14 protein-coding genes and 2 tRNA genes are annotated in these 21,262 nt (G+C 45.1%); 8 read left to right on the forward strand and 8 right to left on the reverse strand.

The window, feature by feature from the left end; genetic code table 11:
- Nucleotides 1-37: 37 nt before the first annotated feature.
- Nucleotides 38-1,483: an amino acid permease gene (locus tag FN831_RS12000; RefSeq protein ID WP_142528449.1), complete on the forward strand. Its 1,446-nt coding sequence runs from the start codon at nucleotides 38-40 to the stop codon at nucleotides 1,481-1,483.
- A 167-nt stretch (nucleotides 1,484-1,650) separates the two neighbouring features.
- The gene (locus tag FN831_RS27690) at nucleotides 1,651-1,812 is read left to right on the forward strand and encodes a hypothetical protein (RefSeq protein ID WP_185960457.1); all 162 of its coding nucleotides are present in this window, start codon (nucleotides 1,651-1,653) and stop codon (nucleotides 1,810-1,812) included.
- A gap of 104 nt (nucleotides 1,813-1,916) precedes the next feature.
- Here the strand turns inward: FN831_RS27690 and FN831_RS12005 are convergent, their stop codons facing one another.
- From FN831_RS12005 to FN831_RS12020, 4 genes are all read right to left on the reverse strand, one after another.
- Nucleotides 1,917-3,059: a putative sensor domain DACNV-containing protein gene (locus FN831_RS12005; protein WP_142528450.1), complete on the reverse strand. Its 1,143-nt coding sequence runs from the start codon at nucleotides 3,057-3,059 to the stop codon at nucleotides 1,917-1,919.
- On the reverse strand, nucleotides 3,049-3,972 hold the full coding sequence (gene rlmF / locus FN831_RS12010; protein WP_142528451.1) for a 23S rRNA (adenine(1618)-N(6))-methyltransferase RlmF: 924 nt from the start codon (nucleotides 3,970-3,972) through the stop codon (nucleotides 3,049-3,051). Before rlmF ends, FN831_RS12005 begins: the two co-directional genes overlap by 11 nt.
- A 70-nt stretch (nucleotides 3,973-4,042) precedes the next feature.
- Nucleotides 4,043-4,795, reverse strand: coding sequence for an SDR family NAD(P)-dependent oxidoreductase (locus tag FN831_RS12015; protein ID WP_142528452.1), 753 nt, complete (start codon nucleotides 4,793-4,795; stop codon nucleotides 4,043-4,045).
- 89 nt (nucleotides 4,796-4,884) lie between these two features.
- Entirely contained in the window at nucleotides 4,885-6,294 is a 1,410-nt protein-coding gene (locus tag FN831_RS12020) for a sugar MFS transporter (RefSeq protein WP_142528453.1), read from the reverse strand.
- 182 nt (nucleotides 6,295-6,476) lie between these two features.
- Between FN831_RS12020 and FN831_RS12025 the strand changes: the two genes are divergently transcribed.
- The 4 genes from FN831_RS12025 (at nucleotide 6,477) to FN831_RS12040 (ending at nucleotide 7,891) form a co-directional block, all read left to right on the forward strand.
- Nucleotides 6,477-6,824, forward strand: a complete 348-nt coding sequence (locus FN831_RS12025; protein WP_142528454.1) for a diacylglycerol kinase family protein — start codon at nucleotides 6,477-6,479, stop codon at nucleotides 6,822-6,824.
- Between the two features lie 2 nt (nucleotides 6,825-6,826).
- Complete coding sequence (gene recO / locus FN831_RS12030) at nucleotides 6,827-7,552, forward strand: DNA repair protein RecO (protein ID WP_142528455.1); 726 nt, start codon at nucleotides 6,827-6,829, stop codon at nucleotides 7,550-7,552.
- Nucleotides 7,553-7,659: 107 nt separating this feature from the next.
- A tRNA-Val gene (locus FN831_RS12035) sits at nucleotides 7,660-7,737 on the forward strand.
- A 79-nt stretch (nucleotides 7,738-7,816) separates the two neighbouring features.
- A tRNA-Val gene (locus tag FN831_RS12040) sits at nucleotides 7,817-7,891 on the forward strand.
- 200 nt (nucleotides 7,892-8,091) lie between these two features.
- Here the strand turns inward: FN831_RS12040 and FN831_RS12045 are convergent.
- The 3 genes from FN831_RS12045 to FN831_RS12055 form a co-directional block, all read right to left on the reverse strand.
- On the reverse strand, nucleotides 8,092-8,949 hold the full coding sequence (locus FN831_RS12045) for a DUF1972 domain-containing protein (RefSeq protein WP_142528456.1): 858 nt from the start codon (nucleotides 8,947-8,949) through the stop codon (nucleotides 8,092-8,094).
- Nucleotides 8,950-9,121: 172 nt separating this feature from the next.
- Entirely contained in the window at nucleotides 9,122-10,588 is a 1,467-nt protein-coding gene (locus FN831_RS12050) for a SusD/RagB family nutrient-binding outer membrane lipoprotein (RefSeq protein WP_142528457.1), read from the reverse strand.
- A 9-nt stretch (nucleotides 10,589-10,597) separates the two neighbouring features.
- Nucleotides 10,598-13,840, reverse strand: coding sequence for a SusC/RagA family TonB-linked outer membrane protein (locus FN831_RS12055; protein WP_142528458.1), 3,243 nt, complete (start codon nucleotides 13,838-13,840; stop codon nucleotides 10,598-10,600).
- Between the two features lie 690 nt (nucleotides 13,841-14,530).
- Between FN831_RS12055 and FN831_RS12060 the strand changes: the two genes are divergently transcribed.
- Nucleotides 14,531-17,728 (forward strand): SusC/RagA family TonB-linked outer membrane protein, encoded by a 3,198-nt coding sequence (locus FN831_RS12060; RefSeq protein ID WP_142528459.1) that lies wholly within the window; start codon nucleotides 14,531-14,533, stop codon nucleotides 17,726-17,728.
- A gap of 5 nt (nucleotides 17,729-17,733) precedes the next feature.
- The gene (locus FN831_RS12065; protein ID WP_142528460.1) at nucleotides 17,734-19,161 is read left to right on the forward strand and encodes a SusD/RagB family nutrient-binding outer membrane lipoprotein; all 1,428 of its coding nucleotides are present in this window, start codon (nucleotides 17,734-17,736) and stop codon (nucleotides 19,159-19,161) included.
- 64 nt (nucleotides 19,162-19,225) lie between these two features.
- Here the strand turns inward: FN831_RS12065 and tkt are convergent, their stop codons facing one another.
- The gene (gene tkt, locus FN831_RS12070; protein WP_142528461.1) at nucleotides 19,226-21,235 is read right to left on the reverse strand and encodes a transketolase; all 2,010 of its coding nucleotides are present in this window, start codon (nucleotides 21,233-21,235) and stop codon (nucleotides 19,226-19,228) included.
- Between the last annotated feature and the right edge of the window lie 27 nt (nucleotides 21,236-21,262).

Raw genomic sequence — 21,262 nt, forward strand, 5'->3', positions numbered from 1 at the left:
TATTCTACTTTTGCAGCTTAGAAAAACCCAAGATTTGATGCTCAAAAAATCTATCGACCTGATTAAACTCGAAGCCGCCGAGAACTCAGACCATTCCTTAAAAAGAACTTTAGGCCCCTTAAACCTGGTGCTGATTGGCGTAGGGCTTACACTTGGTGCAGGGCTCTTCTCCATTACGGGACTGGCTGCGGCAAACTATGCCGGACCGGCGGTTACGCTGTCGTTTATCATTGCCGCACTGGGCTGTGGATTTGCCGCACTGTGCTATGCAGAGTTTGCCTCCATGATCCCCGTAGCAGGCAGTGCCTACACCTATTCATACGCTACCATGGGCGAATTTTTTGCCTGGATTATCGGTTGGGACCTTGTATTGGAATATTCTGTTGGCTGCGCCACAGTAGCCATCAGCTGGTCGCAATATTTAACGCGATTTTTATCCTCCTTCCATATCTACCTGCCTGCCCAGCTCACACTGTCTCCCTTCGAGACGGCAAAACTGAGCGACGGCACCATTGTTCATGGCTGGATCAATGTCCCCGGTGCACTGATCGTGGTGCTCATGACCCTGATCGTGATCCGCGGGACTAAAGGTTCTGCCATCGTTAACGGTGTCATTGTTTTTCTCAAAGTAGGCGTAGTACTGGTATTTATCGCGCTTGGCTGGCAGTATATTGATCCTGCAAACTACAAACCCTATATCCCGCAGAATACCGGAGAGTTCGGGCATTTTGGATGGAGCGGCGTACTGCGCGGTGCAGCACTGGTCTTCTTTGTGTTTATTGGTTTTGATGCCGTAGCTGCCTCAGCCCAGGAAACCAAAAAGCCATCCCGCGACCTGCCGATTGGCATACTCGGGTCTCTGCTCGTATGTACCGTTCTTTTTGGATTATTTGGCCACGTGATGACCGGTCTGGCAAATTATAAAGACTTTGCCAACAGCGGCGCACCGGTAGCAATTGCAATTGAAAAAACACCTTTTGCATGGTTGAGCCAGGCCATCATCCTGGCCATCCTGATCGGATATACCTCAGTAATCCTGATCGACCTGATGGCGCAGTCGCGCATGTTTTATTCCATCAGCCGTGACGGCTTGCTGCCGAAAGTATTCTCAGAAGTGCATCCAAAATATAAGACACCCTACAAATCAAACATCCTCCTTTGCGGATTTATCGCTTTATTTGCGGCATTTGTACCCATTACAGTTGTGGGCGAAATGACGAGCATCGGAACTTTGCTGGCCTTCCTGATGGTATGTGTTGGCATACTGATCCTGAGAAAAACAGATCCTGCAGCAGAGCGCCCCTTCAAAGTTCCTTTTGTTCCGCTGATCCCTATCCTCGGTATTCTCACCTGTTTAGGCATGATGGTATTCATGCCATGGGAAACCTGGCTGCGCCTGATTGTATGGCTGGGCATCGGACTGGTGATCTATTTTTGTTACGGAAAAAAGAACAGTGTACTCCGGAAATCGTTCGAAAAATAGTACACTGAGCTGAACAAATTCATGTTGTAACGCACTAAATATCAATTATATTAAGAAAATAAAAAATCCATTGTCAACACAAAGAAAGAATTCCTAACATTTTAACAAGGGCAGTTTTTTTGGCGCAAGGTTTGTAATAAACCTTGTACCTACTAAAACATCTATCTATGCTAGCTAAAATGAATCTTCTTTTCCCGGCTTTTGCAAGGCAAGAGCGTGTGACAAAACAACAACAACCATTAACCCGCAAACAATGGGTGAGTGTAGATAGAATAGTAATGGCTTTATTATTCGTCGGCGTAATTGCAGGCGCAATTATCTTCTCATAAACAGAACAAGACCTTAAATAATATATTAATTTTTGGCACCCGGTATTCCGGGTGCTTTTTTTATGTCCTTTTGACAGGGGCGTTCCCCATTATGCCGGCGAAAGTTACAGCAATAGCGTATCGATACGGTGCGCCTGAACGCGCTGTTGTGAAGGTGCCCAGGAATAGATCGTAAAATGCCCGTCCTGCGAAGCAACCATCGCGATCGCATCGTTCTGATCATGCACAAACTGCGCGGCAGACAAATGTCGTGTGCCGCCCACCTTTGCAGCATGCATTGTCACCGCTCCCCCGCCTGCAATAGGCTCTACAAAGGAAATATCCTCAATCAGGTCTTTACCCTTGGCGCGGCCAATTTTAGCACCGAAAGCCAGCAGTTCAAATTCATCAGTGATCACCGTAGCCCCATCAACAGCAGTAAGCCCCGCAAGGTGTTCTACTTCTCTCCTCAGCGCCGTCTGCCAAAAGATCTGGCTGGCTTCTTTACGTTCCTGGCGCAGCAGGTTAGACAGTCCCACAAATGCGGGCTGTATACCGTATTGTATGGGTTTAATAATAGACTGCAACCAATTGCCGGAACCATTGGGTACTACAAGCAGTGTTCCGCCACGCTGGTGCGAGCGCATTGACACGGCCAGCTGGATCATCACATTGACCGTATCGTTCCAGTACGAAGGCGCAGTGAGGTCTAAAAGGGAAAGCAGTATCGGCGGGCAGTCCGGAAGTTTTGTACTGTCGCCATCCACAATTTTGATCTGATCGCCCTTGAGTACTGCAATATTGGTGAATTTCCCAAAGCCATAAATACGCCTGTGTTTGATTACCAGCAAAGCAGGCTCAGAAACATCAACTACAAAACAGAAATTGGGAATACTCGTTGTAGTGCCCCAGATATATAAACCATCGTCTTCCTGCCAGATGCCCAGGTGGATACCAGCACGTTCTATCCCGGGTGCGATTTTCACCAGTGTAGTAGGGTTCAGTGGTAACCGCTGCCTGAAAAGCAGAGGGTTCCCGGCCTGTACCGGCGGCAGAAAGGCGAGTGAAATTTTTGGGGAGTGCCCCTCCTCTTTACGGATGCTCGCCCAGAAGGCTGCATCAATAATGGATTCTACGATACACGCGGAAGGCAAAGGCGCAAGATCTTCCTCCCCGCTGTCCCTGGCAGTTTCAAGATGACCTGCAAAAATAGCTTCAACTTTTGTAGCAATAGTATGCGCCGCCTGGTACGTAGGTTTATAGATCATGGCTTAAAGTTACTAAAAAACTCCATGCCACAAAACGGCTTAGCTTCTGCCCCTGCGCCATTTCTACCGTTTTTACAGCAGTGGCACCGGCTCTGTCAATTGCGTCATATACCATCGGTAAATGTGCGCTTTTTGAAACCAGAGTGGTAAACCAGCGGCATTGACTGCCTATATCCGCGCTCTCCAGAACCATTTTCCTGATGAATGCTACTTCCCCACCTTTACACCAGAGCTCAGCATGCTGCCCCCCGAAATTTAATACTACTTCTTTACCTTTTTGCCTGCCCAGATTTCTTACCTTCCGCTGCGATCCCTCCCTGGCCTCCTCTGCCGAACCATGGAAAGGCGGATTGCACATCGTAAGATCAAACAGCTCCCCGGGCTTTACAATGCCCTTAAATATATTTGAAGAGGAATGCTGCAGCCGGAAGGACAAATCGTTTTTTAATGAGGGGTTAATCGCCGCAATATTTTCTGCTGAACTGACCGCCCGTTTATCCACGTCAGAGCCAACAAACTGCCAGCCATAAACCTGGTGGCCGATAACCGGATAGATGCAGTTGGCACCCACACCAATATCAAGCACTTTTACTGTCTTGCCTGTAGGGATCACATTGTTGTTTGTAACTGCCAGCAGATCGGCCAGGTAATGGATATAATCGGCCCTGCCGGGTATTGGCGGACAAAGATAGTTTTCGGGGATATCCCAGTGGACTATGGCATAAAAATGCTTTAACAAGGCTGCATTCAGCGTTTTTACCGCTTCAGGATTGGCAAAATCTACAGACAGGTCTCCATATGGGTTTGTAAAAACAAACCGCTCTAATTGGGGATAGCTTTGAATTAATGCAGGGAAATCATACCGGGAACGGTGCAGATTCCGGGGATGGAGTTCTCGTTTTTCAACAGACATAATGTAACGCTTACCACAAAGGTAAGCGTTAATTGATATATTTTAGCGGCGATACCGCAATTGATGCGGATTACTGTGCAAGTAAGCCCCCGTCAGCGGCGTAATATGTTCCTGTAACAAAGGATGCTTTGTCAGATGCCAGCCAGAGTACCAGTTCTGCAATTTCCTGCGACTCTCCCAAACGGCCAATCGGATGCTGTTTGATCAGTGCTTCCATCTGCTCTTCACTGGTGTTCTTCTCCAGTAAAGGAGTCCTGATATAACCAGGGCCAACCGAGTTGATCCTGATCTTCTGGTCGGCATATCCCAATGCAGCAGATTTTGTTAAACCTACCACACCATGTTTGGCAGCTACATAAGCCGGCGAAAGCGGCGTTCCTACCTGCCCCAGTACAGAAGCCATATTGATGATGCTGCCACCACCGTTAGCCAGTAGTGCAGGGATCTGGTAATGCAGCCCGTAAAACACGCCCGAAAGATTGATGGCAATCACTTTGTCCCAGTCTTCAATCTTGTACTCAGCAGCGATTGCCGCCGGCCCGCCGATACCGGCATTGTTCACCGCGATGTCCAGTTTGCCAAACTGCTTTACAGTTTCAGCTACCAGTCTTTCATTGTCTTCGGGCTTTGAAGTATCTGCTTTAATAAAAACAGCTTCGCCACCATTGCTTTTTATCTTTTCTACTACTTTATTTCCACCCTCTTCATTGATATCCGATACAACAACTTTGGCTCCTTCGGCCGCAAAGGTAATTGCGATCGCTTCACCTATGCCTGAACTTGCACCTGTAACTATAGCTACTTTATGATCTAAACTTTTCATGTTATATTTAATGTGTTAAAACATCTATATAACATGAAGCGCTTAGAATATGTTTGTTGAAACATCAGAAATTTGAGTTGTAACACAATTTAATGGTTAACTCTTACCGGTTTATCAACCGATACCTGTATCCGCTTCATGCAGTATAATCCAAAGAACAGGATATAGCCATAACATGCAGCCGGCAGGAAGAATGAATTTTGTATACCGATAGCATCTGCCAGGCCGCCCTGGATCAAGGGCACCAATGCACCGCCCAAAATTGCCATTACCAGCAGTGAAGAACCCTGGCTCACATATTTGCCCAGTCCGGAAATAGCCAGGGTGTAAATGTTGGAGAACATGATCGAGTTAAACAATCCGATACCCAGGATCGGATACAGCGCCATGCTTCCCTTGCTAAATACAGACAGCAGCAGCAAGGCAATGTTTACTCCTGCAAATAACACGAGCGTACGTGCCGGTGCAGATTTACCAATCACAAAGGCGATAATATTTAAGATAATAAATATGATAAAGAAACTCGTTTGTGCAAAAGTAAGGTCAACGATACTGAATACCACCCCGTAAACTGCCGCAGCAGCAAGGATCATATAGATCAGTTTTTTCCCCTGCGCCAGGCTGCTCAGGGAGATTGCCCCAAGGAACCTTCCGATCATTGCACCGCCCCAGTAAAGGGCAAGATAATTTTTACTTACAACTTCGGGCAGGTTCATGATATCTTCCTGGGCCATAAAGCTGATCAGCAAACTGCCGATACCTACCTCTGCGCCAACATAGCAGAAGATCCCGAAGATGCCCATTTTTAACTGCGGGAACTTCAATGCACCAAGCCCTCTTTCTTCAGACTCTTCAGAACTGAAAGAAGGAAGCTTCACCTGGCTGATAATGATCGCGAGGGCGATCAGGATACCGGCAAAGATCAGGTAAGGGATACGGGTTGAATCTGCCGTTACTTTTCCGTCTACGAGGAATAAGGTATAAATTAAATGTCCGCCAAGTACAGGGGCAATGGTTGTTCCAAATGAATTGAAGGCCTGTGTAAGGTTTAAACGGCTCGAAGCGCTTTCTTCAGGCCCTAATAAGGTCACGTACGCATTTGCAGTGATCTGCAGGATAGTGAAACCCAATCCTAAAACAAAGAGCGCCGCAAGGAATACGCCGTAAACCTCTAAACTTGCAGCCGGATAAAACAGGCAGCAGCCTACGGCAGATAATATTACGCCCGAGATTATTCCTTTTTTATAACCAACTTTGTTGATGGGATCGCCTTTATAATAGGATATCATGAAATAAATCAGTGAGCCGATAAAATAAGCTCCGAAAAAGGCAAACTGAACAAGCATTGACTGCAGGAAAGTTAAGCGGAACATCTCTTTCAGATGCGGGATTAGAATATCGTTCATGCAGGTAATAAAGCCCCACATGAAGAAAAGAAGTGTCATTGTAATAAGGGGGATAATAGAACTGGTTTTTTTAACGGGAGTACTGATTTCCATGTTTTAATTAATGTGCTGGTTTATATTATGTATCTGGTTTGACAAAATACTAAGTGTATCGAGTACACAAATAAACTGTTTACTCAACGAATAATTGTGTTGATAAGGTAAAAAAGTAGTAATACGGGGCAATACATCAAATAATAGTTATAATTTATACGTTTGAGGCAACATAAAATGATATGCGAAGATTAATAAAAAGTTTTGGATATGCGGTATCAGGGATTATATATACTGCAAAAACACAAATGAACTTTAAGATTCACCTTAGCGCCATTCTTGCGGTAGGGCTTACCGGATATTATGTTAAACTGTCGGCGGCAGAGTGGGCCTCCATTATCATGGCAATCGGACTGGTACTGGTGGCAGAACTGTTAAACACAGCAGTAGAGCTGCTGGTGGACCTGGTATCTCCGGGTTTTAATGCGCAGGCGGGCAAAGTGAAAGATATTGCCGCCGGCGCCGTGCTGGTGGCAGCAGGTATTTCTGTAGTGGTTGGGGCAATCATTTTTATTCCAAAGCTGATCTGACCATGCTGCACAAAACCCGCGGTATCGTATTGAAAACTACATTATACAGTGAAAGCAGTGTGGTGGTGCAAATCTTTACGGCAAAATTTGGAATACAGTCTTACCTCATCAACGGGGTAAAAAGGCCAAAGGCAAAGATCAGGATGAACATGCTGCAGCCCCTGCACCTGGTGGATATGGTGGTTTACCACAAGGCCAACACCAGCATCCAGCGCATTTCGGAACTTCGCCCTTCACCGGTTTTCCGTACAATCCCGTACGACATTATCAAAAGCACGATCGTGATGTTTTTAAATGAGGTACTTTACAAAAGTATCCGTCAGCAAAATGCAGATGAAAATATATTCGATTATATTTTTAATGCCATATCCTGGTTTGACGAAACCGAAAATGCCGGCGCCAACTTTCACCTTGCATTCCTGTTAAAGCTTTCGCGCTTTCTGGGATTTGCCCCCAGTACCCAAACCAAAAGCGACCAGAGTTATTTCGACCTGCAGGAGGGCGAATTTAAATCCCTTCCACCGATACATCCTTACTTTATAGAAAAAACGCCCGCAGTATTATTTATTTCCCTGTTCAATACCCCATTTGAAAAATTATCTGAAATAAAAATAGATAACAGTACACGGAGACTCATCCTGGATAAGATACTGGTTTACTACACCTTACACACCGCCTCCTTTGGTGAAATAAAATCCCATCAGGTGCTCGAAGATGTGTTATCATAAAAATATGAGAAAAGTTTTGCGTTTTTAAATTAGACGTGTATATTTGCACTCCCAACAACGGGGAACAGCTTGCTCAGCTGGCCGGATGGCGAAAGAGCAGAACCAAGGGGAGATTAGCTCAGCTGGTTCAGAGCACCTGCCTTACAAGCAGGGGGTCACTGGTTCGAACCCAGTATCTCCCACCAAATAGCCCTTCAGATCCATTTGAGGGGTTTTTATTTGAAAAACAGCAGTCATGCTGAACAGAAAAATGACAGAACCAAGGGGAGATTAGCTCAGCTGGTTCAGAGCACCTGCCTTACAAGCAGGGGGTCACTGGTTCGAACCCAGTATCTCCCACTACAAAATCCGCTTTTCTTATAGAGAAGCGGATTTTTTGCTTCTCAGCATACTTGCCACCCGCAGCATCAGGAAATAAGGGATCGGGTGAACTTTACACACCCAAATGGAGTGAGAAAATTTTTGAAGAGTGGAAAGGTGTAATGATCAGAAAGGGAGACTATCTGCATGCACTATTATAGATAGCATACATTATACCATTAATAATAAATAGCCCTGTCCAAGTTGTAGTTATAGTAACAGTCCAGCAGAAACTCTTCATACCGGTCTACAATCGTTTCCCAGTTAAACTGGTCTTTCAGCTTCTTCAGATCGTTATTCACCATCCTTTTTTCAATTTCCATGCGCTGCATCGTTTCCACAAGATATCGTACTTCACTGGCACTGGAAGGATAAAACGCATCAGTATCTATCACAGATTTATGAAAGGGCTTGTGCTGAGGCGCAGTTCCCGGCATCAGTAAAAAGTAATCGTCCCTGAATACTTCAGAGCGGTCGAACTGTTCCCGCCAGCCCATTTCAAAAAACAGATCGGCACCATAGGGAATATATTTACTTTCAATATGATATTTATCCTGTAAGCAGGTCTGCCGCAGCATCGAATTGACTACATAATACTGACTGTGTTTCACCGCCATTTTTTCTGCATACCGCATAAAGGCCATAACAGGCCGCGTGTATTTCTCCCTTTTCCATTCCAGTCCGCCCATATGCGTGATGATAGCACTTTTTGGAGGGTATAGTCTGCCCCACAGAGAATTCCTGGAGTAATCCATCAGCATGATCACATCATAGTTTCTTTTTCGGGCATCCAGAAGGCAATTGAGTTCATAAATAAACTGGCCAAAGATACCCGGCAGGTATCCGGGTTCATAACAGCACCTGATTTCTACACCATTCCAGCTACCCGCCGTATAGGGATGACTGTGCGTATTATATACAGTGACTTCATGCCCCCTCTTCACTAAACCGGCAGATACGTACTCTGAGATATGTTCAGACCGTCCATAGTAATTTGGGATACCACGGGTGCCTAATAGTGCTACTCTTAATTTCATCGCTTGCTTGGATTACAATGATCATAACCGGAATTACAATATCATCACGAATAAAAGCAGTAAATGGTTGCCCCTGGGGTGGAAAATAAAAAATCCCGGAGAACAAATTCTCCGGGATTTATGATGAATATCCCAGTTTATGCAAACAGGGGATTCAGAAATTTACAGGGTGTTAATTCACATCCCAGAAAAGCTTGGTTGTCACAAGGTCGCCACCGATTGCTGCAGCAGCTTCTGCTCTTTTGCTGCCATTCAACGTTTGCTCATTAATAGGATAGATCAGACGTACCGGGATAGATAAACCAGCTGGTACACTTTGTCCCGGAGGCGCTGTTGCTGCAGTTGGAGGTAAAAGTTTAGGGAAGTCCAAGCGTCTCCATTCAGTCCAGCTTTCATAACCGCGGTTGTATAAGGCAATCCATTTCTGGATACCAATTGATTCTTTGTAATTCGCAGATGCTGTGGTAAAAGCCACATCAGGACGTGCAAGGTAAACCGCAGCCTGTGCTGCTGTACCGCCCCAGTAAACAATAGATGCAGTAACTGCATTATTGTAATGCTGCTCTGGTGTTCCCGGCACTGTAAATCCTCTTCTGCCTGCTTCTGCCAGTCCGAATTCCGTTTCAGGATAATCCATCAGCAAAGCTTCGAAATCATATGCCGAAATTTTGGCCGACATGGTGGAGAAGTTAGAATAAGAGTTAGTAAACCCATAAAAACCACCAATATATGCTCCGCCAACCGTAGTAAAGAAGCCCGGGCGGCGTGGATCTGCCAATGCATTCATCTTATCAACAAGCGCCTGTGCAGCAATATAATCCGTTCTGGTAGTCAATGCTTTGTTGGCATTTGTAGAGATCGGGTTATTGTTTGGTGTAGACAGCGTGTAAGGGAAACGTGCATTATCTGTAGCATCTGCAAAAACATTCGTTGCTGCTGCTTCGATAACCGTTTTAGCTTTCGCAGGATCTTTGTCAGCAATGATTAAACCTAACCTCAGTTTTAAGGCATTCCCAAACTTAATCCAGCTGGCAATAGGCGCTGCTTTAGCGCTATACAACAAATCTGCTGTACCGAAACCTGCTGCTGCCGGTTTGAATCCTGCAAGCGCTGCATCCAGGCGCACAAGAAGGTCGGCATAGATCGTAGCTGCATCATCATACTTTGGCTGCACATTGGCGATATTCAACGATTCTGAGTAAGGGATGTTACCGAAGGTGTTTACCAAAGTAGACCATGCCAGTACTTCCATTACGCCAATCTGTGCAAGCTGATTAGCTTTTACATCTGCATTTAGTAAGGGATCAGCATTAGCGACTTTCTTAGCCTCCTGAAGATCGCTCAGGACGTCTTTGTAAATGGCCGACCAAAAGGCCTGAGGCAATGTTCGTGCTGTTAAATTGTATCTCGGTTCATCAAGGTACTCTGTAGTTGTCCACTGCTGGACGTAAAAACGGAAAACATTTGTATTTACACTCGGGCTCGTCAGTACGTCTGCAAAACTTTTTTGTGCGGCTGTAAACAGCGTGGCAGCAGGCACAACAGTTGCCTTCTTCTGGTCAATATTATATTCATCCAGGTTTTTCGCACAAGAGCTTAAAAGCACTGCTGCGACTAAAACGCTATATATTTTTCTCATGGTGTGTGTTTATAATCTAAATTTAACATTGAACCCTACAGTTCTTACAGCAGGATAAGATCCGCTCTGGTATCCCTGAACGTTACCAGAACCCAGTCCGTCTTCAGGATCTGCGAATGGTACATTTTTGTGGATGATCCAAAGGTTACGTCCAACCAGGGAAACATCAATTCCTTTAAATGCACGCAGTTTGCTCACCAGTTTCTGTGGCAGGGAATAACCCAGAGCCACCTCTCTCAGTTTCACATAACCTGCATCATAGATCGTTGAGGCACGCGGAGGATTGTTTGGATATCCGTACGCAGAATTTGTTGAATTTGAAACATCAATACGTTTCGTATTCGCTGAGCCATCAGCAAGTACGCCCGGTAAGATGATACCACCGCCCGTAGCCAGTGAATTTCTTACAGGATTGCCCAGGTCGTTTGTACCCGCAGTATTTGGATATAAACCAGTTCCCTGACCATACCATTGGTCAAGAGACCACAGGTCACCACCTTTACGGATATCGACAAGGAAGTTCAGTGAAAGGTTTTTGTACTTGAATGTATTTCCGATACCGCCCATCCAGTCGGCATTCGGATCACCGATAACTTCTGCAGAACTTGCTGTTGCTGCATAATAACCATTGGCATTAACTACCTTCTGGCCATTGTTATAAACGTAATTTGTTCCTTTGATCACACCATAAGGCTGACCTATTGCAGCGTTATAGGTAACTGCTCCTGACAGAGACAGTGTATTCAGCTCGATATTCTGTACATCTGCATACAATGAAAGAACCTTGCTCTTATTTTTAGACCAGTTCAGGTTCAATGTCCAGGCAAAATCCCTGGTTTTAACAGGAATAAGGAAAGCCGAAAGCTCTATACCTTTGTTTTGAACTTCACCCGCATTTACATATAATTTCAGGAAACCTGTAGCCGTAGTCACGGATACCGGAGTAATCTGATCTACAGTATTGGTTTTGTATAAGGTTACGTCGAAACCAAAACGGCTGTTCAGGAATGCCGTTTCGATACCACCCTCAATACTTTTTGTACGCTCAGGTTTAAGTGCACCATTGTTTTTTGTATCCGAAACAGAGAACATTGGAATAGATCCAAATGCAGTTGGTTTGGTATACGTATCATATATACTCAGGTTTGGTGCATCATTACCAACCTCTGCGTAGTTTAACCTTACTTTACCATAAGATAACCATTTCAAATCTTTCAATACATTGGAGAATACAAAACTTCCAGCAACTGAAGGATACCAGAAAACGTTGTTGTTTGTAGGAAGAGTTGTAGACTGATCCCTTCTCACTGTTGCATCAACAAATACCAGGTCTTTGTAACCGAATGTTGTGCTGGCAAAATAACCATCAACCGCTTTCCTTTCATATCTCTCTACCGGAGCCTCAATCGGGCTTACAGAGTTTGATAATGAATATAATCCCGGAACGGTAAGTCCGCCATTAGTTTTCGCATAGATATTGGTTAACCTGCTGCGGCGCAGGTTGGCACCCAGCAATCCTTTGAAAGAGATATCTTTGGTAATGTTCTTGTTGAAATTCAACAACAGGTCAAAGTTGGTTTCTGCAAATGTCCCGTTGGTACGTGCATAAGCAGGAAGTGCAGTAGATCCTACAGCGATATGTTCTTCCTGAAGATCCGAAGTACCATCGTAAGATACACGTCCGATCACGTCAAACCAGTCGTTTACTTTATAGTTTAAAGCAGTATTACCAAAGAAATGGTCCCTCGTATCATTTGCTACGTTCTGGTAACGGTTAAAATAAGGGTTGTCCGCATAAATTGGTTTAGTACCTGTAGCATCGCCCCAGTTCCAGCTCACATTTTTACTGTTTCTGTTATACGCCTCTTCAAGCTCTTTGATATCAGCACCAACGTTCCACCACTGACGGAAGCCCTGGTTAGGGTTCAGTCCGCTGTAACCTGTTCCATAACGGCCCAAACCGTCAATTTTAGAATAGTTTGCTGAAGCAGACACCGTTAAGTTTTTGGCCATTTCATACGATCCGCCAAAATTGAAAAGGTTCTTCGTGATTTTACTGTTTGGTAAAACACCTTTCTCATCATTCCGGGTATATCCCACTTTAAATGTACCTTTTTCACCTCCGCCATCAATGCTCACACTTTGATTAGATGTTACCGCAGTTTCATAGAAGGTATCCGGGCCATTGGCCGCCGCAACCCAGGGAGTCGCTTTCTGATAATTTGGAGAGAAAGGATCCAAAGCTGACCATTGGTAAACCAGCAGGTTCGGATCAAATTTTGGCCCGTATGAAGCATCCGAGCTGAACTGCGGAGTCATCACTTTTCCAGTACCAAAAACGTCCCTGTACCAGAAACCGGCAGTTGGAACCGGATTGCCTGTACCATCTGTTGCCGGAGAGTTATAACCCTGTCCGTATTCTTTCTGGTAAGTAGGGAAAGTAGATTTATCGATTTTGCCAAAGGTTACACCAGTATTTACGGTGATGTTTGTAGAATTTTTACTTCCTTTCTTGGTCGTGATGATGATCACACCATTGGCAGCTCTTGACCCATACAATGCTGTTGCTGCTGCACCTTTAAGGACAGTCATTGACGCCACATCGTCAGGATTGATATCTGATGCCGCATTACCATAATCATAACCCGCACGACCTGTACTTTGGTTTTCTGTGTTTGCCGTTGCGTTGCTCACAGGAACCCCATCAATTACAAACAATGCCTGGTTGCCCTGGGTAATGGATTTTGAACCACGGATAACAACGTTTGTTGATCCGCCCATGGCGTTGCTTCTTTTGATATCCAAACCGGCAACTTTACCGCCCAGTGAGTTAACAAGGTTTATATCCCTGGTCCTGGTGATCTCTTCGGCTTTTAATTCCTGGGCAGCAAATGGCAGCTCATTCTTTTTCCGGGAGATTCCCAGAGCCGTTACAACAACCTGTTCCAGTTGCTGTGAATCTTCAGCCAGAGAAACATTGATCCTGTTTGAAGCAGGAATAGCAACGCTCTGCATCAGATAACCGATAAAAGATACGTCGATTGTAGTGGCAGTCTGTGGCACTGTAAGCGAAAATTCTCCGCTGGCGTTAGACATTGCACCCTGTTTTAAGCCTTTAACACGAATGGTAACGCCGGGAAGTGGTTGTCCGTCGGCTTTTGAAGTCACTTTACCCGTGACAGTTTTGTCTTGTGCATTTGCTCCTATGGCAAAAAGCAGGAAGACAAAACAAATTAGTAGTTGTTTTGTCATTGATTTAGGTTTAATAAATAATTAATAGTCTCGCAATATATATTTTTTAGAATATAATGGCTAATTTTTTCTACATATAGCTGCACTTTGTTTCATCTGAGACAAAATTATAGAGAATAAAACAACTAAAAAATCGGCTTTCCTGATTATCTAAATTAACTATTTGCACAAATCAGCTATTTCATTCGTTATTTTTCTTAATACTCATTCTTTAGGGAAAATCAACAGATAAATTCAATAATACAGGCCATTTTTTTTGATAAATTTCAATCTAGTACATAAAATAGTTGAAAAATTAATGCTGGCTACAATCATCATCAAAAAGCAAGGAAATCAATAAACACTATAGGATTAGTAGATTATTATTATATTTGCACAATAATTAACCTCCTCATTTATTTTTTACGTATTTAGAAAGACCAGGTCTAAGGTTAATACTTTACAACTCATCATTAAAATGAAAACAAAAATTACCAAATCAAGAACGAGCAATTCTTCCATTCTGGTCCACAACCACTCACATCGCTGTTGTTGCCATCTCATGTCCTGTTCCTAACAGCAATTCTCCGCAAACCCAGTAAAATTTAAAATTCATCATTACCAGGTTCAGATTTTGCATCGCTATACGGCTCAAATCCATTTGGAAGCCAGTTGCGGATCAGAAAAGAACACAACCATTAATTTAGTCATATGTTCAAACTCTACAAGCTTGTACTAGGGATCGCTTTATCCTTTTTCACAATACAGATCGCAGCTGCACAATCTGTTAAAATATCCGGTGTGATCACCGAAAAGGCTACCGGCCAGGCCATTCCGGGCGTGAGTGTTTCCGTCAAAGGCGGCAGCAACGGCACTCAAACCAATGCCGATGGTAAATTCAGCCTCAGTGCAAACGAGAATGATATCTTAAGAATCTTCTCTATAGGCTATAATGCACAGGAAATTAAAATTACCAGTGGAAATACGACATTAAATATTATCCTCGAAGAATCGCAGAACGCGCTCAGTGAGGTGGTGGTAACCGCCCTGAACATCCCCAAAGAAAAGAAATCACTGGGCTATGCCGTACAGGAACTCAAATCAAAGGATATTGCAGAAGCCCGGGAGGTAAACCTGGTGAATGCCCTTGCCGGAAAGATTGCCGGTGTACAGGTGACCAACAGCCAGGGGGATATGGGTTCATCACGGATCATCATCCGCGGAGAAACCTCGATATCCGGAAACAACCAGCCTTTGTTTATCATTGATGGCGTACCGGTTGATAATACACAAACCCTTGGAAACTCGGCTATATCTGCTACCTCGGCATCGAGAGATTATGCCAATCCGATTTCTGATATCAATCCCGACGATATCGAATCGATGAGCGTACTGAAAGGGCCCAATGCAGCGGCCTTGTATGGATCGCGTGCCGCAGCAGGTGTGGTGCTCATCACTACAAAAAAAGGAAAAGGCTCACAGGGATTAGGGATCAGCGTGACGTCAAACACCACCTTCTCAAGCCTGCTGATCCTTCCGGATTACCAGAACTCATACGGCCAGGGCGCCAATGGCGAGTTCAGCTATAAGGATGGTGCAGGCGGCGGCTTAAATGACGGTGTGGACGAAAGCTGGGGACCCCGCCTCGATGGAAGGCTGATTCCTCAATTTAATTCAAACGGAGTAGCAGTTCCTTTCGTGGCGCATCCCGATAATGTGAAAAGTTACTTTAACACCGGCCGTACACTCAATAATGGAATTGCATTTTCAGGTTCCAATGAAAAGTTCGACTACCGTCTTTCATACAACAACATGGATCAGAAGGGCGTAATTCCCAACTCTTCACAGTCCAAAAATTCCTTCCTCTTCAATTCCAGTTATAAGATCACGCCAAAACTGACCTTGAATACCTATGCAAACTATGTCAACAGCAGTGCTGATAATATCCCGGGTTCAGGAGGAAAAAGATCTACCAGCACCATGCTTCAGTTTACCTGGTTCGGTAGACAGGTAGATGTTACCCAGCTGAAATCCCTATACGAAAACGGACAAAATATCAATTGGAACAATAGCTACTATAGCAATCCTTATTTTGTTGCCTACGAAAATACCGTTGGCCAGGTACGTAACCGTCTGATCGGTAGCGCAGAATTAAACTATAAAATTATTGACGGGCTGTCTGCAAATTTCAGGACCGGTAATGATAACTATACCGACCGCAGAAAAACAAAAATTGCCTACGGCACCAACGGAACACCTTTTGGTTCTTACGAAGAAGATGCCTATACCTTTAATGAAAACAATACCGAAGCAAGGCTTGATTATACCAAAAAACTGAACAAGGATTTTAGCCTCGATGTATTGCTGGGCGGAAACATGCGTACCTCAACACTGGAGAACAACGACCAGCTGGCATCCAAACTTGCAGTAGCTGGTTTGTATACCCTTAGCAATTCAAGAGACCCGCTGATTTCCTATAACTACTATACCAAACAGAAAGTATACAGTGCTTTCAGTTCCGCACAATTGTCTTTCAGAAATTATGCCTACCTAAACCTTACCGCCAGAAACGACTGGTCATCTACCCTTCCGGTAGAAAACCGCTCTTACTTCTATCCTTCGGTTAACGGAAGTCTAATCCTTACCGAAGCATTTGATATTAAAAGTGACGCGCTTACTTTCGCGAAACTTCGCGGAGGATGGTCTAAGGTAGGTAAGGATGCCACACCATACCAGCTGATGAACACTTATGGTTTTATTGCGCCATTTGACGGTAATCCGCAGCAATATGCCAACCCGGTAGATCTTAATGCTAACCTCAAGCCGGAAACTACCAAATCTACGGAAGCGGGTTTTGAACTGGGATTCTTTAAAAACAGGCTGAGGTTTGATGCCAGTGTTTACAATACCAACAGTATCAACCAGATCCTGAGCCTTGATGTAAGCCCTACCACAGGATACAGCAGTAAACTGGTAAATGGCGGAACAATCAATAACAAAGGTGTGGAACTCCAGTTAGGTATCACACCAATTAAAACCACAAACTTTACCTGGGATATCAATACCAACTTCTCTTCCAACAAGAGCAGGGTAAAATCACTGTACGGAGATATCCAGAGCTATGTGCTGGGTTCAGACGGAACAGTACAGATCCTTGCCGCAGTAGGACAGCCGTATGGAACCATCTTCGGAACTGCCTACGAGAGGAATGCCTCAGGCCAGATCCTGGTAGATGCAGACGGAACACCGGTGATCAGTGCCTCCAAAAAGGTCCTGGGTAAATACACACCAAACTGGCTGGGCGGTATCACCAATAGCTTTACCTATAAAAGGATCAACCTGAGTGTACTGGTAGATGCACATGTAGGCGGCAAGATCTATTCAGGTACCAACAATACAGGAATCTACACCGGCGTACTTGCCTCTACCCTTCCGGGCCGCGGTACTGAAAACGGGGGACTGAGCTACTATTTCCCTGGAAATGACAACACAGCCAGAGCCGTACAGATTGCTGCCGGCAGCGCAGCACCAGGCGGGGCAAAAGTTTATGACGACGGTATGGTTTTCAATGGCGTGCTGGCAGACGGCACTGCAAACAGCAGGATTATCTCCGCTTCGCAGTATTATAAGTCTACCACCAATGCAGATGAAAGCACGGTCTACAGTGCTACCTATGTAAAATTAAGGGAGATCAAATTAGGATATACCCTGCCGCAGCAGTGGATCAAGTCGGTTGGACTGCAAAGTGCCACAGTTTCTGTAGTGGGCCGTAACCTGCTGATTATCCATAAAGAAGTGCCCAACATCGATCCCGAAACTGCATTTAATACAGGCAACGGACAGGGACTGGAAGATTTAACCCTTCCCGGAGTACGCAACATTGGGTTCAACATCAACCTTAAATTCTAATTATCATGAAGATCAGATATATATACCTATTGATATCAGCAGCACTATTATCTACTGCGGTATCCTGCAAAAAATCGCTCGATGAGAGCAACATTAACCCCAATGCTTCGGAAAATGCCCAGCCGGATTACCTGTTAACAGCAGCGATCAAAGCTAATGCAGATACCTACTGGGGCACTGCAAATAATCTGGGCGCCAGCCTGCTTTTTGTACAGCACATCGCGAAGATCCAGTACACAGATCCGGACAGGTATATTTTTACCAACGCCAGTTTTTCAGATCTGTGGTCTGTAGGTTATGCCAAAGGGATCATTAACCTGAACCAGATCATCAAACTTGCTGATGCTGCATCAAACCCAAACTACAAGGGTGTAGCGCTTGTTTTACGCTCCTGGATCTTCACTACACTGACCGATCAGTATGGCGATATCCCCTACACACAGGCGGGCAATATCGATGAGTACCTGCTGCCAAAATACGATGCCCAGAGGGATGTATATCTGGGTATACTGGCCGACCTGAAGACTGCACAGGATGCCCTTGATCCAAGCGGGAAAGCTATTGCAGGAGATATTATTTACGCAAATTCTATCGCTTCATGGAAGAAGTTTGCAAATTCCCTTCGCCTTCGCGTTGCCCTGCGCATTGCAGACCGTGAGCCTGAACTGGCAAGGCAGACCATTGCAGCGGTAGCCGCTGAAGGCACAGGCTATATCAGTGCAAACAGCGAAACAGCACAACTGGCTTATAAAGCTTCGCCCAACCAGAACCCGATCAGCAATCTGTTTGACACGAGACCTGATGAATACCGCGTAAGTAAAACGCTGATCGATCAGCTAACTGCACTAAATGATCCGCGCCTGGCCATCTACGCACAGAAAGCGGTGGCAACACAAACATATACAGGTGCAGCAAACGGCCTGAGTGCAAACCTTCCGGGCAAAGACCAGGTTTCCAAACTGGGCACGTATTTTATTGCACCTACCGCTCCGGCAGTCATCATCAGCTATGCTGAAGTATTGTTCGACCGTGCAGAAGCTGCTGCCCGCGGACTTAGCGGAGAAAATGCAGCTACCTTATACAGTCAGGCAGTAGAGGCTTCCTTAACTCAGTATGGTGTTTCCACAGCAGACATTACAGCTTACAAAGCAAGTGCTGCCGTTCAGTACAATTCTGCAAACTACAAGAAATCTATTGGCGATCAGAAATGGATTGCCCTTTACGGACAGGGATTAGAGGCCTGGACAGAATGGAGAAGATTGGATTATCCACAGCTTAGCCCGGCAGTTGCAGGTGCTTTGAATGGTGCGATTCCGGTAAGGTATATCTACCCGGGAACAGAACAGTCGCTTAATCCTAACGGATACAAAGCAGCGGTGGCACATCAGGGCGCGGATGCGCTGACAACCAAACTCTGGTTTGATGTAAATTAAGTTTTAGCCCAAAATAAAAAAGCGCCCCTCCGGATATACCGAAGGGGCGCTTTTTGTTGCTATACTATTTGCCCAGTAAAGCTTTTGCTTTACCTACAACATTGTCAATCGTAAATCCGAATACTTTGTACAGTTCCTCTGCTGGTGCAGACTCCCCAAAAGTAGTCATGGCGATAATATCGCCCTCATCGGTCACATATTTATGCCATCCAAGAGGAGAACCCGTTTCTACAGCCAGGCGTTTTCTCACTGCTTTAGGGAATACTTCCTCCTTGTATGCAGCATCCTGTTTTTCGAAAAGTTCCCATGAAGGCATACTCACTACCCTTGCAGCAATTCCTTCTTCTTTCAGCTTAGCCTGTGCATCCATGATCAGCGCCACTTCAGAACCTGTAGCAATCAGGATCAGGTCAGGCGTACCTTCACTGTCCGACAATACATAGGCACCTTTTTCCAATCCTTCGGCTTTGCCATATTTATCCTGGTCAAGCACCGGCAGTCCCTGTCTGGTGAATACCAGTACAACAGGCCCGTCTTTATGCTCCAGCGCAACACGCCATGCATGCGCAGTTTCATTCGCATCCGCAGGACGGATCACCGTGATATTAGGAATTGACCGCAGTGAAATCAACTGCTCCACCGGCTGGTGCGTAGTTCCGTCTTCACCTAATCCGATACTGTCATGTGTATACACAAAAATCGGACGGATCTTCATAATCGCCGCCAAACGGATTGGCGGGCGCATATATTCAGAGAACATCAGGAAGGTTGCACCAAAAGGGATCACCCCTTTGGTCAGCGCCATTCCTACCAGGGCAGAACCCATCGCATGCTCACGGATACCGAAGTGGAAATTACGTCCGTCTCTTTTTTCAGAGGTAAAGGAATCGTACTCCTTAAGATTAGTTTCTGTAGAAGGAGCCAGATCCGCCGCACCGCCAATTAATCCCGGGACACTGGCCGCGATCGCATTCAACACTTTTCCGGATGCCTGGCGGGTAGCCATTTTATCTTTTGAAGCTGCAAAAACAGGCAGTGAATCTTTCCAGTTTTCCGGCAGCTCACCACTTTGTGCCTGCTCATATTCTGCCGCCAGCTCAGGGAATTTCTCTTTGTACTTTGCATACAATTCATTCCACTTCTCATTGGCATCTGTTCCTTTTTTACCTGCAGCCTGGTAAAACTCATCCACTTCTTCAGGAACGTAGAATGATTTCTCCGGATCAAATCCAAAAAATTCTTTCACCAGTTTGATCTCATCAGCTCCCAGCGGAGAACCATGTGATCCTGCTGTATTTACTTTATTCGGACTGCCATAGGCAATCTGTGTACGCACTTTAATCAGGGATGGCCTCTGTGTTTCTGCCTTTGCATTACGTACTGCAATGATCAGCGCATCAAGGTCGTTCCCGTCATTCACCACCTGCACATGCCAGTTATAGGCTTCAAAACGTTTCGCTACATCTTCATTGAAGGCAATGTCTGTAGCACCTTCGATTGAAATATGGTTATCATCATAGAGATAAATCATATTGCCCAGTTCCAGGTGGCCGGCAAGCGATGCGGCTTCGGAGGTTACGCCCTCCATCATATCACCATCACTGCAGATCGCATAAATCTTGTAATCAAACAGATCAAATCCGGGCCTGTTATATCTTGCTGCCAAATGTTTTTGTGCAATGGCAAAACCTACACCGTTGGCAAATCCCTGTCCGAGGGGGCCGGTTGTGACATCTACGCCGTCGATTAGTCCGTATTCAGGGTGACCAGCAGTTTTACTGTTCAGTTGGCGGAAGTTTTTTAAATCGTCTATCGTAACATTAAAACCCGTTAAATGCAATAAGCTGTACTGCAGCATACATCCATGTCCGGCAGATAATATAAACCTGTCCCTGTTGGCCCAATCCGGGTTTTTAGGGTTAAATTTCATATAATGAGAATACAGCACGTGACCCATTGGGGCGGCGCCCATCGGCATACCAGGGTGACCGGAATTGGCTTTTTGTACCGCGTCAATTGATAAGGTCCTTACCGTGTTTATTGCTAATTCTTCAAGTTGATGAGTTGAATCCATTTTAAAAATATTTTATGATATTTAATT

Origin of the sequence: Pedobacter westerhofensis (genome assembly GCF_900182595.1) — a bacterium.
Classification (GTDB): Bacteria; Bacteroidota; Bacteroidia; order Sphingobacteriales; family Sphingobacteriaceae; genus Pedobacter; species Pedobacter westerhofensis.

What these genes read in the sequence shown, in the direction of transcription:
- FN831_RS12050 (WP_142528457.1), bottom strand. Translation starts at nt 10,588, where the DNA reads ATGAGAAAAATATATAGCGTTTTAGTCGCAGCAGTGCTTTTAAGCTCT.
- FN831_RS27690 (WP_185960457.1), top strand. Translation starts at nt 1,651, where the DNA reads ATGCTAGCTAAAATGAATCTTCTTTTCCCGGCTTTTGCAAGGCAAGAG.
- FN831_RS12005 (WP_142528450.1), bottom strand. Translation starts at nt 3,059, where the DNA reads ATGATCTATAAACCTACGTACCAGGCGGCGCATACTATTGCTACAAAA.
- FN831_RS12015 (WP_142528452.1), bottom strand. Translation starts at nt 4,795, where the DNA reads ATGAAAAGTTTAGATCATAAAGTAGCTATAGTTACAGGTGCAAGTTCA.
- FN831_RS12065 (WP_142528460.1), top strand. Translation starts at nt 17,734, where the DNA reads ATGAAGATCAGATATATATACCTATTGATATCAGCAGCACTATTATCT.
- FN831_RS12060 (WP_142528459.1), top strand. Translation starts at nt 14,531, where the DNA reads ATGTTCAAACTCTACAAGCTTGTACTAGGGATCGCTTTATCCTTTTTC.
- tkt (WP_142528461.1), bottom strand. Translation starts at nt 21,235, where the DNA reads ATGGATTCAACTCATCAACTTGAAGAATTAGCAATAAACACGGTAAGG.
- FN831_RS12020 (WP_142528453.1), bottom strand. Translation starts at nt 6,294, where the DNA reads ATGGAAATCAGTACTCCCGTTAAAAAAACCAGTTCTATTATCCCCCTT.
- rlmF (WP_142528451.1), bottom strand. Translation starts at nt 3,972, where the DNA reads ATGTCTGTTGAAAAACGAGAACTCCATCCCCGGAATCTGCACCGTTCC.
- FN831_RS12045 (WP_142528456.1), bottom strand. Translation starts at nt 8,949, where the DNA reads ATGAAATTAAGAGTAGCACTATTAGGCACCCGTGGTATCCCAAATTAC.
- FN831_RS12025 (WP_142528454.1), top strand. Translation starts at nt 6,477, where the DNA reads ATGCGAAGATTAATAAAAAGTTTTGGATATGCGGTATCAGGGATTATA.
- FN831_RS12055 (WP_142528458.1), bottom strand. Translation starts at nt 13,840, where the DNA reads ATGACAAAACAACTACTAATTTGTTTTGTCTTCCTGCTTTTTGCCATA.
- FN831_RS12000 (WP_142528449.1), top strand. Translation starts at nt 38, where the DNA reads ATGCTCAAAAAATCTATCGACCTGATTAAACTCGAAGCCGCCGAGAAC.
- recO (WP_142528455.1), top strand. Translation starts at nt 6,827, where the DNA reads ATGCTGCACAAAACCCGCGGTATCGTATTGAAAACTACATTATACAGT.